The sequence below is a fragment of the Pannonibacter sp. CBAS1226 genome (assembly GCF_055685825.1).
This window is the reverse complement of sequence record NZ_JBVOUO010000004.1, coordinates 1-13,383: the sequence shown is the minus strand read 5'-3', so window position 1 is coordinate 13,383 and position 13,383 is coordinate 1. Positions and strand designations below refer to the sequence as shown.

Below are 13,383 nucleotides of genomic sequence, written 5' to 3'. Positions count from 1 at the left end.
CGGCGTGCGCTATCGTCATGCTCATGATGAAGCTGGGAAGGCAGCGCTCACGCGCTGCCTGTCCCGAAGCGATAGACCGGGATGCCCATCTTGCGGGCCTTGTCGGCCAGGTTGTCCTGAATGCCCGTGCCAGGGAAGATGATGACCCCGATCGGCATGATGCCGAGCATCTGGTCGTTGCGTTTGAACGGTGCTGCCTTGGCATGTTTTGCCCAGTCGGGTTTGAAGGCGACCTGTGCGACCTTGCGGTTATTGGCCCATGTGGCGGCAATGCGTTCCGCGCCCTTGGGCGATCCGCCGTGCATCAGCACCATGTCCGGGTGCTTGGCGTGGACCTGATCGAGCTTGGCCCAGATCGTCCGGTGATCGGTGGTGTCACCGCCCGAGAAGGCGATCTTCGGACCTGCGGGCAGCAGCACCTCGTTGTCGGCCCGGCGTTTTGCGGCGATGAAGTCGCGGCTGTCGATCATGGCCGCGGTCATCTTGCGATGGTTGACCCGTGAGCCGGAGCGTTGCGACCAGGGCGTTCCGGTGGTGCGCAGATAGATGTCGGCGGCGCTATCGCGGAAGGTTTCCATGCTGTCGCGGCGCTCGATCAGGCTTTGGCCCGCGCCGATCAGGGTTTCGAGTTGGACGGATTTGACCTCGCTGCCATCCTGTTCACGCTGAAGACGCTTCTGTGCCTGCTCGTTATCGTCGAGTTTCGTCTCGATCCGTTCGACAGCGCGGTGGAAGCTGTTGACGGTGGACCAGAGGATCTCGTCGAGGTCGAAATCTAGGCTGGTGTCGGCCATGGTGGAAATCAGGGCGTCGAAGATGTCGGAGACTGCGCCCTGGATGACGTGATCTTCGGGTGTGATGCGGGGATCGGCCTCGTCTTCGGAGGGACGGTAGCCGTAGAGTTCGAGTTCTTCGATGGCGTGGCCGGTCGGGGACGTGCTGTGATCGGCCTCTAAATCTTCGTGCGCGTACATGGGATGCTTCCGTCAGTTGGACCGCGACCGTCGCGGCCTTCATGGCGACGAAAGCCCACGGGCGCTCGGGTCTGGCAGCGCGAGCCTCTGGCGAGGGCCTTGATGGCAAAGCCCGGCTGATTTGTTTCGCGCTGTAAAGGCGGCTCCGCCGCCGACGGAAATCAGTCGGGCGCCGCCATTGCCTGACCGGAGCGTTTGTGGGCCGCTCGCCCTCTCGGAAGGCCAAGACGCGGTCCTCTGCTGATGACAGATGCAGCCTATGCGCATAACAGGATCGGAACGCCCCGATCACGGACCCGTACCGGCTATGCTATCGAGGCCATGAAGCGGCTGACGTCTTCGGGAGCGATTTGCACCCGGATCTCTGCCTGAATGGCATCCAGCCCGCGAGTTGCGAGGTCTTCGTTGAAGTCCCCCATCATGGGCGAGAGCGTGATGGTCTCGATCCCGACCTCGTGCGCCCGGTCCACCAGGCTATCGCGGGCGCTGTCACCTGCCGGATCGTTATCGCGGACGATATAGAGCCTGCGCAGTTGTGGCGGGAACAGGATGGCAGCGAGGTGTCCGGCAGAGAGTGCGGAAACCATCGGCATTGGGGGCAGAGCCTGACGCAGCGACAGGATGGTTTCGATGCCTTCCCCCGCTGCTATGACATCCTGCGCATCACCGAAACGAACCGCATGCCCGAGCAGGTCGCCCATCGCTTTCCTCGGCGGGTCGAGTGGTGCCTTGCCGGAACCGTCCGGGGCAAGCCAGGTGCGGTGTGCGCCGGTAATCCTGCCATCGAGGCCGGTGACCGCGGCGATCATGGCGGGCCATGTCTCGGTCGGGCCATCGTCCTCGGGCCGCCAGTAGCAGTTGGGATGGAAGCGCAGATTTGCGGTTTGGCGTAAATCCGTAATGCCGCGTCCGTGTAAATACGCCTCTGCGGTACTGCCGATGAGCGGTTGCGTCATGCGCCAGAGGCGACGTGCCGCTTCGGACGATCCCGATGGTGCTGGCGTTCGAGACTGGCGGGATGGCGGATCAGGGTCAGGATGGGGCAGGCTGAGGAAGCGCCGGGCTTCTTCGGCAACGTCTGCGAAGTCGATCAGGCCGAGCGAGTCCCGGATCACGTCGAGCAGATCGCCATGTTCACCCGTGGCCGAGTCCTGCCATTTACCGGCAATGCCTTTCACGCTGTCGTGCAACCGGACGAACATGGAGCGCCCAGCCGTGTTTCGGACATCGCCAATCTGCCAGTAATTGCCCTGTTTGCGACCATTCGACAGATAGTGGCGGCACACCGCCTCGGCCTGTCGGCCGAGACGCTGCGCCAGTTCGGAAGCGTTGAGACGCGCCATTATGCGGCCTCCCGCTCACCGATGCGTTCAACCGGGAAGCGGTCAAGCAGTTTGCCGATGATCTCCGGCCCCGTTGCATCGACGGGCACGAAGAAGCGCAGTTTCCACGAGATGATCTCACTGAAGAGGCCATAGGCCCGCAGCCGGTCGCGCATCGCGTCGGTAAAGCCGGTCAGTTCGATCCGGTTGGCGCCCATCACGCGGACGCGGCGCAGTTGCAGCCCCTCGGCGAGATCAAGGATCGTGCGACCTTCGATCAGCGCGGCATAGGCGGCATCCGGTGACAGGTTGCTGGTAACGCCACCGGTCGAGGCATTGGCGGCCCAGGCCGGCGATACCCGGCGACCGATGATGCGTTCGCCCTCGTCGGTTTGGAGACGATAGACGCGGGAGGATTCCTGCGGCAGACGTTTCCAGATCGGCAGCAAGAGCCCCGTCACCATATGCAGGATGCTGTCGGTGAACTCCGGCACCTCGGCCAGTTCCGCCTTCCAGGCCGTCGTGAAGGCGGTTCGGTCGACCTCGACCCAATGAGTCTCGCCCATCATGCGGGTGGGGATATTCATTGCCTCCATGGGCCGGATCAGCCGCACGCGGCGCTCAATCTCACCATCATCCAGCATGACGCTGGTGGTCGGGATCTGCACAGATGCACGAGCCGACCGCTCGTTTATGAGCAGTTTCGCACGCGGATCATCCAGTTCCGCCAGCGCTGCATCGAGCGTGACCGGCTGGTTGCGCTTGCGCTCGGTGAGCGTCAGGAGCCGGGTTTCCGCCCCTGTGCCGGGATGGGTGTGGATGATCTGCCGGTCAGTGACGATGAAGCTTTCTGCCTTCAGCGTTTCCAGCCCCATATCATAGGTGCCAGAAGCTATCGCCCCGTCGATCCGGGCTTGCAGAAGCTGCTCGAAGGCGGAGAACAGGATGCCCTGCAATTCGATGGTCAGCGCCAGCAGGCGGTTGAGGAAGGTGGTGATCGGCGGTAGTTCGTCCTTGATACCGGTCGAATCCATCAGCTTCAGGCCGGTGGCGGATTCAAACCGCTCCAGCGAGCATCCCTCGACCTTGCCACGCACGATCAGCAGATAGAGTTGGCGCAGCGCATCGCGGGCATAGGCGGATTCCAGATTGTCCTCGGGACGGAACAGGCCTTGACCGCCGGTCTGGCGCTGGCCGCGTGTGATCGCCCCGAGCGTGTCGAGGCGGCGGGCGATGGTCGACAGAAAGCGCTTCTCGGCTTTGACATCCGTGGCAATCGGCCGGAACAGAGGCGGCTGCGCCTGATTGGTCCGGTTGGTGCGGCCCAGCCCCTGAATGGCGGCATCGGCCTTCCAGCCCGGTTCCAGCAGATAATGGACTCGCAGCCGCTGGTTTCGTGCCGAGAGTTCTGCGTGATAGCTGCGCCCGGTGCCTCCGGCGTCCGAGAAGACCAGAATACGCTTGTGGTCATCCATGAAGGTCGAGGTTTCCGCAAGGTTCGCGGACGGTGCGCGGTTCTCAACCGCAAGGCGTGCCGCTGCACCTTCGCCCTTGCGCACGATGCGGCGCGAACGTCCCGTGACCTCGGCCACCATATCCGTGCCGAAGCGCTGCACGATCTGGTCGAGCGCCCCGGGGACAGGCGGAAGCGAACCAAGATGTTCGAGCATCTCGTCCCGCCGGGCTACCGCTTCGCGACTTTCAACGGGCTGACCATCGCGGAAAACCGGCCTGGAGGAGAGATTGCCCTCGCCATCGGTGAAGGGCTCGTAGAGCTGCACCGGGAAGGAATGCTGCAAATACGAGCCTACGTACTCCCTCGGCGTGACGTCGACGGAAATGTCGTTCCATTCCTCGGTCGGGATTTCAGCCAGCCGCCGTTCCATCAGTGCCTCACCGGTCGAAACAATTTGGATGACGGCGGCATGACCCGCCACCAGATCGGACTCGATGGAGCGGATTAGCGTCGGGGTCTTCATGGACGTCAGCAGATGGCCGAAGAAGCGCTGCTTGGTGCTCTCGAAGGCGGAACGCGCGGCGGATTTGGCCTGCCGGTTTAGAGTGCCCTCACTGCCGGTGATATTGGCCGCTTCCATCGCCGCGTCCAGGTTTCCATGGATCACGGCAAACGCGCCCGCGTAAGCATCGTAGATGCGGCGTTGTTCGTCGGTCAGCTGGTGCTCGACCAGTTCATACTCGACGCCATCATAGGAGAGAGACCGCGCGGTATAGAGGCCAAGAGAGCGGAGATCTCGGGCCAGCACCTCCATCGCCGCTACGCCGCCGGCCTCGATCGCCTCGACGAATTCAGCGCGGGTCTGAAACGGGAAATCCTCGCTGCCCCAGAGGCCGAGCCGTTGAGCATAGGCGAGATTGTGAACGGTGGTGGCGCCGGTCGCCGACACATAGACCACGCGGGCATCCGGCAGGGTGTGCTGAAGGCGCAGGCCCGCGCGTCCCTGCTGCGAGGCGGCGACATCGCCGCGTTCTCCCTTGCCGCCACCGGCATTCTGCATGGCATGGCTCTCGTCGAATATGATGACTCCATCGAAATCGGAACCCAACCAATCGACGATCTGACGCACGCGCGAAACCTTCTCGCCCCGGTCATCGGAGCGCAGCGTGGCATAGGTGGTAAACAGGATGCCTTCCGTCAGCGTGATCGGCTTGCCCTGCGGGAAGCGCGACAGCGGTGTGACTAGCAGTCGCTCCATGCCGAGCGCCGACCAGTCGCGCTGAGCGTCCTCGATCAGCTTGTCGGATTTCGAAATCCAAACCGCCTTGCGCCGTCCGCGCAGCCAATTGTCGAGGATGATCCCGGCCGATTGGCGACCCTTGCCAGCGCCGGTCCCGTCGCCCAGCATGAAGCCCCGGCGAAAGCGGACAGCGCCGGCTGCATCCTCGGGTGCGGCGCTCACATTGTCGAAATGCGCATCCACCATCCAGGCGCCAGCGAGATGATCAGCATGGGCTTCCCCTGCATAGATCAGGGTCTCCAACTGCGCATCCGACAGGCGGGTGCGGATGTCGGCGGGAAGCATGGGCCGGTAAGAAGGCTTGGGCGGTGCGACCGAGGCCATGGCGGCCGATTGCACCAGCTTGGTCGGATGCGGCTCGGCGCAGGGGATGCGCAGCGATTGCAGCGCATATTCCTCATAAATGGCGTCCGACAGCCGCGCGCCTTCCGGCGGCGCCCAGTCCACGGTCTCATAGGCGAGTTCCAGGCCATCGGGATCGTTGGCGGGAGTAGCAACAGGGCGGGAGGATGCGGCACGGGCGAGATAGCCGCGCACCGTCTTCGGACCCTCGGCGGGCAATGCGATAGCGGCTTTCGGCAAGGAAACCGAGAGGCGTGTCGGAACCTGGCTCTCGATCCAGCCGATCAGCGTGGCGACGTCGGGCGCAATCCCAGGCGAGACCGGGAAGATGGCAGGGTCGTCGGCGGCCACCTTGTCGACCACCGTCAATCGTGTGTCGATGCTGGTGCCGTGCTTGGCATAGACCGCCCCGTCGATAGCAGCGGTGAACACCACGCGGCCACGCGCCTGCAAGCGGACGAAGGCATCGCGCCAGGCCGGGGCCTCGGGATTGAAATTTTCGCCGGTGATCGTGACCAGCCGCCCGCCGGGGGCCAGCCGGGCGAGCGCGGAAGCGACATGACGGTATGCGGCATCTGCCACGCGCCCGGTGACGTTCGCCATGACCGAGAATGGCGGGTTCATCATCACGACGGACGGCACGGCATCCGTGGCCAGATGATCGTCGATCTGGGCGGCATCGAACCGGGTGACGGGAAGGGCCGGAAAGAGGGAAGAGAGAAGATCGGCGCGGATTTCGGCCAGTTCGTTGAGGATCAGCGAACCGCCGAGGGTCTGGGCGAGGATGGCCAGCAGACCAGTGCCCGTCGAGGGTTCGAGCACTATATCGTCCGGGGTGATCGATGCAGCGGTCAGCGCAGCGAGGCCGAGCGGTAAAGGCGTGCTGAATTGCTGGAAGCTCTGGCTTTCTTCGGAACGGCGGGTTTGCGTCGGCAGCAGGCCGGCGATCTTCGCCAGCGGACCGAGCCGGGAAAGCGGAGACGCGGCTTTACGGAAAAGCGCCTTTCCGTATTTTCGCAGGAACAGAACCGTGGCGACCTCGCAGGCTTCATAGGCCAGTTTCCAGTCCCAGGCGCCGCTGGCGTCGGACGCACCGAAGGCGGTTTCCATCGCGCCGCGCAGGATAGCGGCATCGACGCGCTGGCCGCGTTCGAGATAGGGAAGGATGAGATTGGCGGCGGCCAGGATGGAAGGCGCAGCCGCCAGCGGCGCGACCGGCTCGGCCGCGGGAGACGAAATGTTCATTACGGAAAACCTCAGGAGAGCGGGAACGGGAAAGCCCGGAGGGCGCTCTCTCTCGACCACCCGGACTCAACCTGTCCCGGCACCTCTCTGCCTCTTGAGATGATGACAGTGGAAAAGCGCCCTGCCGTGACGGCGGGGCGCTTATCAGGATCAGCCGAAGCGGCGTCCCGTCTCGGTGAAGGTGTAGTCGTTGGCGATGATGGTCTCATCAACTGCTTCGTCTGAGGACAGATAGTCATATTCGCGCTCAAGCTGGCGATAGAGCCAGCGGGCGAGGTCACGCAGCGCCTCAATGACGGTTTCCTCGGCGTCGTCCGTCATGTCCTGCCAGGCCGGGCTATCGCGCTCGACGGAGATCGCCATGCAATACTCATGATAGTAATGACCGCGATGGGTGGCTTCGGCGCGAAGCTGATAGAAGTTTCGGCGCTGGATCGTGTGAAAGGCATCGGCGATGCGGTGCAGTTCGGTGTCCTGCGGGGCATATTCCCTGATACGGCGCGGCGCGGCCTTTCGATAGGAATACCGCGTTTCAAAGCAAGCCCCGTCGCCCTGCGACCAGAATCCCCGAAACCAGATGCGGGGCTCCTGCCGTGTGCTGCCGCCCATGAGCCGGACGGGCCGTGTCTTGAGGCCTAGGCCCAAGATTTCCGCGATGCGCTGGAAATCTTCATAGACGGCATCGTACCATCCGTAGTCGAATCCGCCCTCGCGATACCAGGCGCGAGCCTTGTCCTTGGCCGCATCGGACAGCTCGTCGAGCCTGTAGACCGTGGTTTCGATGATCTCAGGCATGAGGGTCACCTCCCTCCATCACGATGGACAGCCAGCCATCGGTATAGATCCAGTCCACAGTCTCGCCGGTGGCGAGATCGAGGACATGGGCGCCGCCGCCGAACCCATCGACGCGGGGTTTGGAACAGGTGTTGGCGTATTGCATGCCCCATAATCCGGTCAGGCCGAACTCGGCCGCGCAGCGTTTGACGAACTGGATGACATGCTCGGGATCGCCCGTGCCGTCATCGCGCATCCAGAGATGCGAGCCCCCATGCTCGGGCTGGATCGAGAGCAGAAATCCGTCCGAAGGCGGATCTTCGGCGGCGTTATCATCCGAGAGCGCATTATAGAGGTCGAGCGCGCGGGCGGCGTTTTCGGGGGTGCCCACTTCAAGCAGGCAGGAGAAATGGGTGAAATAGTCGGCCATGTCAGGCTCCTGAAACGAAAGCGCCCGGCGCGAGGCCGGGCGGAATTGTGAGGAAAGGTGGCGGTCAGCGTGCCGATGGATCGGGAACCGGACGCGGCGAGCCGCCGGTGTTCGGTTCGGTCTCCGCGGTCGCGGCGAAGGGATCGACCAGCTTGTGTATCGGCTGGGCGCGGCCCATCCATGGCTGGGGACGGATCGCGCGCACCCAATCGGCGAAGCTCGGTATGAAGCCGAAATCCTCCAGCACATGCTGTTCGCCGATCAACCTCACGGGCACGACGCGGCCGGTCGAGATGGTGATGGTGGCGCCGAACGTCCGCTCCAGTTCGAATATGCCCTGGGCATGGTGGCGGAGCGCCCTATGCCGGAAATCCGCGATGATCTCCTTGGACTCGTCGAACCATTGGTGCAGCGACAGATAGTCTTCCGCCGCGCCACCCCATTTGCGCGCCGAGGACAGCCCGTGATGATAACAATGTCCCATCATCGCCTCCCTCAAAAGCTGTGCATGTAGTTTTCGGAGGCGGTGTAACGCTCGTTGTAGTCAAGCGTGATCTCCCGCTTTGCGACGTCGAATATGACCTCACCATAGGCGCCGTCATTATTCTCCCAGCCGCCATGCCTTCGTTCGAGGACGTCATAGGCGAGATTCTCGACAGCCGTGGCGATGGTGACGGTCGAGCGCTCCGGCTCCGACTGGCCCCAGACGGCTCGTGCAAATTCGATCATGGCCCCCGGCATGGCGATGTTATCGTCGCTGCCCTGGACCTCGACGTCCTCGATCTGGCCGGAATCGCCATACCCATCGAAGGTGACGATGATGGTGGTAACGCCGGTGAAGACCAGAGCATCCAATAATGTCGCCTTGTTGATGCTGAGCAGATCGGCCTCGATCCGGGATTGAAGGGCGGCTTGCGCCTCCCAGTCGGAGAGCGGCGAGCGCGTTTCGGATGCGGTTTTGCTATTGTCGGCCATATCAGGCTCCTGAAATGAAAAACCCGGCGGGTGGCCGGGCGAAGTGGATGGCAAGGTTGGCGTGAGGTCAGGCCGCCTCAGGCGTGCGGAGCAGTTCGGTAGCGGTCTCGCGCCAGAACGGATCGACCAGCCGGGCTTCAAGCGTGGCGGCGCGGTAGCGAAACTCACGGGCCTCGTCAGGATCGGGCATTCGGAAGGCCATGCCGCGCAACCGGCTGGCCTCGGAGACGATCCTGCGTGCCTCGGTGTCCGATTCAACGGGCTGCTGCCAGAGAATGACGCCGGCACGGGTTTCGCCGGCGAGGACCAGGCGATGCTCGCAATCCTCGATGACCATGATCCGTGGGCGGAAGTGCGGGAAGCTGTCGGGGCCGGTGCAGATATTGCTCTGGGACAGGCGCAGGCAGGCAAAGCGCATGGCCTCTTCGGGAGATTGGCATTCCCCAAGCGGAATGGTGCGGTCGAACCGGTCGGCCTTGTCATTACCGTCATCGCTGGCGATGCCGAGGCACGAGATGCGCAGCGGCAGCTTCCGGGCGCGAAATAGCGCGGGCATCACCTCGGTTGCGAGAATCTGGCCGATGGGTCGGAAGGTATCGGATCGGAAATGGGTCATCGGGATCACTCCATGACGGGCGCCGGCGAGCCTCTCTCTCCGGTAACCAACCCGTCACGGCCGAAAGGACCGCACTCTTCCTCTCTGGCCGGGGCGTGTCCCCGGTTCCGCTGCCGGCGATGGGTGGTCAGCGCAGAGCCGGACGCCCGGTCGCGGGACGGCCGCGATCCGGGCGGTGTGGGATGAGGCGCTCTTGCGCCTCAGGCCCATGGGTCCAGTTCCAGCTTTACCATGTCGTCGTCGCCGTCGAACTCGGCGGCGGGGCAAGCACCGTGGGTTCCGTCCCCGGCCTGGAACACGACGATCTCGACCATCAGCGTGTCGACGAGGCTGGCGGCGAAGGCGGTGGCATCTGCGTAGGACATCGGGATTGGCTCCTGTCTCTGGAGGCGGGGGAGCACCCCCCGCGCGACAGGCGCCCGAAGTGTCTGACTGGATCTGCAATCACTCTCGTGCGTTCGGGCATGTGTCCCGAATCCGCGAGAGCGGCACGCGCGCGTAAGCCGACCCCTTGCGGGTTGACTGCAAAGAGACGGATCAGACCAAGGTTTGCGAATGGAAGCGGGGGTGGTGTTTTGCCTCTGACAGGATGCCGAAGACCCGTCGCAGATGTTTCTCCGCGCCAGCCTTGCCCTCATGCGGCATCAGGGTCGTGTTCCAGGCCGGGGATGGAACCCGTAGCCCAGACCGGATCATCGGAATCATGATGAAGCTGGTATCGGGACCATTGAGGCCGGCACCGGGTCCGTGACGACCTTCAATCCCAAAGTCCGTCAGCGATCTCGCGCGCGATCATGGCTTGCGCCTTCATCATCACGTCATCGCCGCAGGTGTCGATGTGATCGTAGAACCGGGCATCATCGCCCTGCGCGGTCCAATCCGCGTAGCGGCAATATTGGCGCATATCGAGACGAAAGGCGCGCATGTCGTCGGCCCAATGGGGCTTTGGCTCCACTACGACGGTAATGCCATCGCGGTTTTCCTCCCAGGGCAGCGAGCGTTCCGAAGGGGGGTTGGCGCTGTCCTCGCGGAAGATCTGGTCAATGTCGATATTTGCGGGCATCGGATATCTCCAAAGAAAAAGCCCGGTCACGAGGACCGGGCGAAGTGTGGAAACGGAACGGAGGAGACGGGGCAGCGGACGCCGCCCCGCCTGAGGATCATTCGGCAGCGACCATCGACTGCGCCTCCTCCTCCTCGTTGGCTTCTTCATCCTCGCCATCGTCGACAAGGAACTCGGGCAGATCGTCCGCCTCCGTATCGACCTCGGCATCCACCTCGATACTGGCATCACGGTCCACCATGCGCAGCGGCTCCGGCAGCCAGCCGGTTTCGGCCAGCAGGCGCTCGGCTTCTTTCGCCATGTCGCCTTTCTTCAGATGATCGATGAGTTGCGCCGCCCGGTCGCCGGCGCCTTCGCGCACCGCCTCGATGATCCGCGGTTTGGTCACGCGGCCGAGATAGTTCCCGACCGTGGGCCGCCAGCCCACCGCCACCATGTCGAGTCCGGTCGCCCGAGCGAGCCGGTCAGCCTGCGACAGGCGCACGTCGAGACCATGCTGGCTGACGCCCATGCCGCTATAGGGGTTGGGTTTCTCGTGCAGGGCGTTGACGCCGAAGCTGACGCAATGGGCGAGCAACTCCATCCGGGTGTCGTCGTCCTGATCGGCCAGCCAGTCCCAGAGCGCGGCATCGTCGGCCGGGATGTGATCGCCCCAGCGTTCATGCCGATCCTGGATGGACTTCGCAGAGGCGCTTTCGCCCAGATCTTCGGCTTGTGCCGGAAAGTGAACCTCCCGGACATGGGCCTCGAGGCACCCTTTGGTCGAATGCGGCAGGAAACAATCCGTGACCAGCCGGTGCAGCAACGTCGTCATCGCTACATGCGGGTTGGTGGCCACGGCATCCCGGAGCGCCAGGGTGCGATGCGCGGTCAACTCGCTGACAAGGCGATCGGGCAGCGGCCGGATGGACTCGACCTCTTCGTCCTCGTCGGTCTCCGGCGCCGCACCGCCCACGGTGATCACGGCGCGCTGGACACCGCCGGGTTCATCGCCTTCGGAGGATGCGACCTCAGCATTATCGCCCTCGTGACCTTCCACCACCTCGTCTTCGGGGCGAACATAACCCCGCTCAGCGGCGAGCTGGCCGTCGTGGCGGATGCTGACGAAAACACCGGCACGGGCCATTTGGTGCGTATCATAGCGCATCGGCCGGGATTCCAGGGCGTCAAGCGCTTCCTCGATCTCGCCAAGCCGCGCATCCACCTGGTCGGGCAGTTCGTCGGCCTCGGCATATTCCGCCTCCAGCGCGTCGAACTCGACGCGGAGCTCCTCCCGCTCCGCCCGCTCCTCATTGGTCAGGTCGATGGTGGTGCCGGCCAGACGGCGCAGGCCGCTGGTGTGGCCATAGGGGAAGTCCACCGCGATCTCGATCCATTTCCAGCCCTCAGAGGCGATGGTCTCCGCCTCGGCTCTCAGCTTCTCGCCTACAAGCCGGTCGAGCAGCACCGGGTCCTGGAGCCAGCCGCCATCGTCCTGCTGGAAGAGATCGCGCAACACGCAGCCACCGGCGTCCTCGTATGCGCCAACCCCGACGAAGAGCGCCCGCTTGTCCGCGGCGCGCACGGTGGTTTCGGTCAGAAGGCGGCGAATATAATAAGGTTCCTTTTGCCAGCCGTCCCGGATCGCTTCCCAAACCTGTTCCTGGCGGGTGTGATCCCCCGAGACGCTGAAGGCCATGAGCTGTTCCAGCGTCATGCCGTCCTCGGCATAGACATCAAGCAGCGAAGAAGAGACCGAAGCGAGGCGGAGACGCTGCTTCACCACCTTGGCATCGACGAAGAAGGCGGCAGCGATTTCCTCCTCGGTCATGCCCTTCTCGCGCAGGGTCTGGAAGGCGCGGAACTGGTCGAGCGGATGCAGCGGCGCGCGCTCGATATTCTCGGCCAGCGACACCTCGTCGATCAGGATGCCGTCGCCAGCCTCGGAGACGACGCACGGCACCGGCGCGGTCTTGTTGAGGCGCTTCTGCTTCACCAGAAGGTCCAGCGCCCGATAGCGCCGACCGCCGGCGGGCACCTCGAAGAGTCCGGTCTCCTTGCCCTCCGCATCCAGCTCTGGCCGGACATGCAGCGACTGGATCAGCCCGCGTCGGGCGATGGACTCGGCCAGTTCCTCGACCGAGACGCCGGCTTTCACCCGCCGGACGTTGGACTGGCTGAGCACCAGCTTGTTGAAGGGGATGTCGCGCGAGGACGACAGGGTGATTTTCTGAACGGCAATGGCCATGTCAGTTTCTCCATGACGGACGCCGGGGAGCCTCTCTCTCCGGCAACCAGCCCGTCACGAAGCGAAGCGCCGCCCTCTTCCTCTGAAGAGAGCGACGCCGAACCCGCACAGCCTGAAACCCGGAATTCAGGAACCACGGTTTTCCGTGTCGGAGGATTTCCGGTTCAAGGATTGAGCCGCGCGGTAGAGCACGCGCTCGGCATCACGGATGCTGCCGGTCTGCCGCGCGGTCTCGGCCCAGACCGAGATCGGGAAATCTCCGGTGAAAAGCAGATCCCGTTCGATGCCCATGCCAAAGGGCAACTGGAGGGATAGCAGCTCCTCGAAGCGCCATGAGCCCAGTTCGGGACAGCCGATATCGGCCAGGCCGAACATGGTGTCGCCATCCTCGTCGAGTTCGGTCGCAAGCCAGACTCCTGCACCGAACGGGTTGAAGAACTTCACGATCGGGATGTGATCGGCGTCCGGTTGGCGGCCATTGGCGAGAAGCTGCGCGCGCTGTTCATCTGTCAGGAGGATCATGCTGCGGCCCTCCGGTCGGTTGCCGCCGTATCGGCTTCTCCGGCATCGCCCTCCGGCAGATGCGCGAGAATCCAGTCGGCCGCCTTGCTCGCCTGCGAGGCGGCACGCACGATGGCGCGGTTATCGTCCCGCAGCAC

At 63.9% G+C, this 13,383-nt stretch carries 12 protein-coding genes and 1 pseudogene; all 13 read right to left on the bottom strand.

What is annotated here, in order from left to right; all coding sequences use genetic code 11:
* Positions 1-47 precede the first annotated feature (47 nt).
* Positions 48-974: a DUF2493 domain-containing protein gene (locus AC0CMF_RS12645; RefSeq protein ID WP_472481805.1), complete on the bottom strand. Its 927-nt coding sequence runs from the start codon at positions 972-974 to the stop codon at positions 48-50.
* Positions 975-1,279: 305 nt separating this feature from the next.
* Positions 1,280-2,317: a DUF7146 domain-containing protein gene (locus AC0CMF_RS12640; RefSeq protein ID WP_472481803.1), complete on the bottom strand. Its 1,038-nt coding sequence runs from the start codon at positions 2,315-2,317 to the stop codon at positions 1,280-1,282.
* Positions 2,317-6,639, bottom strand: a complete 4,323-nt coding sequence (locus AC0CMF_RS12635) for a strawberry notch-like NTP hydrolase domain-containing protein (RefSeq protein WP_472481801.1) — start codon at positions 6,637-6,639, stop codon at positions 2,317-2,319. Before AC0CMF_RS12635 ends, AC0CMF_RS12640 begins: the two co-directional genes overlap by 1 nt.
* Positions 6,640-6,789: 150 nt before the next feature.
* The gene (locus AC0CMF_RS12630; RefSeq protein WP_472481799.1) at positions 6,790-7,434 is read right to left on the bottom strand and encodes an antitoxin of toxin-antitoxin stability system; all 645 of its coding nucleotides are present in this window, start codon (positions 7,432-7,434) and stop codon (positions 6,790-6,792) included.
* Positions 7,427-7,843: a hypothetical protein gene (locus AC0CMF_RS12625; protein WP_472481797.1), complete on the bottom strand. Its 417-nt coding sequence runs from the start codon at positions 7,841-7,843 to the stop codon at positions 7,427-7,429. Before AC0CMF_RS12625 ends, AC0CMF_RS12630 begins: the two co-directional genes overlap by 8 nt.
* 64 nt (positions 7,844-7,907) lie before the next feature.
* Positions 7,908-8,327 (bottom strand): DUF6915 family protein, encoded by a 420-nt coding sequence (locus AC0CMF_RS12620; protein ID WP_472481795.1) that lies wholly within the window; start codon positions 8,325-8,327, stop codon positions 7,908-7,910.
* 11 nt (positions 8,328-8,338) lie between these two features.
* Positions 8,339-8,818: a DUF6878 family protein gene (locus tag AC0CMF_RS12615; protein WP_472481793.1), complete on the bottom strand. Its 480-nt coding sequence runs from the start codon at positions 8,816-8,818 to the stop codon at positions 8,339-8,341.
* Positions 8,819-8,885: 67 nt separating this feature from the next.
* Positions 8,886-9,434, bottom strand: coding sequence for a hypothetical protein (locus AC0CMF_RS12610; protein ID WP_472481791.1), 549 nt, complete (start codon positions 9,432-9,434; stop codon positions 8,886-8,888).
* 200 nt (positions 9,435-9,634) lie between these two features.
* On the bottom strand, positions 9,635-9,799 hold the full coding sequence (locus tag AC0CMF_RS12605; RefSeq protein ID WP_472481789.1) for a hypothetical protein: 165 nt from the start codon (positions 9,797-9,799) through the stop codon (positions 9,635-9,637).
* Between the two features lie 392 nt (positions 9,800-10,191).
* Complete coding sequence (locus AC0CMF_RS12600) at positions 10,192-10,497, bottom strand: hypothetical protein (protein ID WP_472481787.1); 306 nt, start codon at positions 10,495-10,497, stop codon at positions 10,192-10,194.
* A 97-nt stretch (positions 10,498-10,594) separates the two neighbouring features.
* On the bottom strand, positions 10,595-12,724 hold the full coding sequence (locus tag AC0CMF_RS12595; protein ID WP_472481785.1) for a ParB/RepB/Spo0J family partition protein: 2,130 nt from the start codon (positions 12,722-12,724) through the stop codon (positions 10,595-10,597).
* 126 nt (positions 12,725-12,850) lie between these two features.
* Complete coding sequence (locus AC0CMF_RS12590; RefSeq protein ID WP_472481783.1) at positions 12,851-13,246, bottom strand: DUF2958 domain-containing protein; 396 nt, start codon at positions 13,244-13,246, stop codon at positions 12,851-12,853.
* A pseudogene (locus AC0CMF_RS12585) lies at positions 13,243-13,383 on the bottom strand (antirestriction protein ArdC); the annotation flags it as partial. The gene AC0CMF_RS12590 and the pseudogene AC0CMF_RS12585, both read right to left, overlap by 4 nt.

Excerpts from the sequence above, each read along its gene's own strand:
- AC0CMF_RS12645 (WP_472481805.1), bottom strand. The coding sequence starts at position 974 with ATGTACGCGCACGAAGATTTAGAGGCCGATCACAGCACGTCCCCGACC.
- AC0CMF_RS12640 (WP_472481803.1), bottom strand. The coding sequence starts at position 2,317 with ATGGCGCGTCTCAACGCTTCCGAACTGGCGCAGCGTCTCGGCCGACAG.
- AC0CMF_RS12635 (WP_472481801.1), bottom strand. The coding sequence starts at position 6,639 with ATGAACATTTCGTCTCCCGCGGCCGAGCCGGTCGCGCCGCTGGCGGCT.
- AC0CMF_RS12630 (WP_472481799.1), bottom strand. The coding sequence starts at position 7,434 with ATGCCTGAGATCATCGAAACCACGGTCTACAGGCTCGACGAGCTGTCC.
- AC0CMF_RS12625 (WP_472481797.1), bottom strand. The coding sequence starts at position 7,843 with ATGGCCGACTATTTCACCCATTTCTCCTGCCTGCTTGAAGTGGGCACC.
- AC0CMF_RS12620 (WP_472481795.1), bottom strand. The coding sequence starts at position 8,327 with ATGGGACATTGTTATCATCACGGGCTGTCCTCGGCGCGCAAATGGGGT.
- AC0CMF_RS12615 (WP_472481793.1), bottom strand. The coding sequence starts at position 8,818 with ATGGCCGACAATAGCAAAACCGCATCCGAAACGCGCTCGCCGCTCTCC.
- AC0CMF_RS12610 (WP_472481791.1), bottom strand. The coding sequence starts at position 9,434 with ATGACCCATTTCCGATCCGATACCTTCCGACCCATCGGCCAGATTCTC.
- AC0CMF_RS12605 (WP_472481789.1), bottom strand. The coding sequence starts at position 9,799 with ATGTCCTACGCAGATGCCACCGCCTTCGCCGCCAGCCTCGTCGACACG.
- AC0CMF_RS12600 (WP_472481787.1), bottom strand. The coding sequence starts at position 10,497 with ATGCCCGCAAATATCGACATTGACCAGATCTTCCGCGAGGACAGCGCC.
- AC0CMF_RS12595 (WP_472481785.1), bottom strand. The coding sequence starts at position 12,724 with ATGGCCATTGCCGTTCAGAAAATCACCCTGTCGTCCTCGCGCGACATC.
- AC0CMF_RS12590 (WP_472481783.1), bottom strand. The coding sequence starts at position 13,246 with ATGATCCTCCTGACAGATGAACAGCGCGCGCAGCTTCTCGCCAATGGC.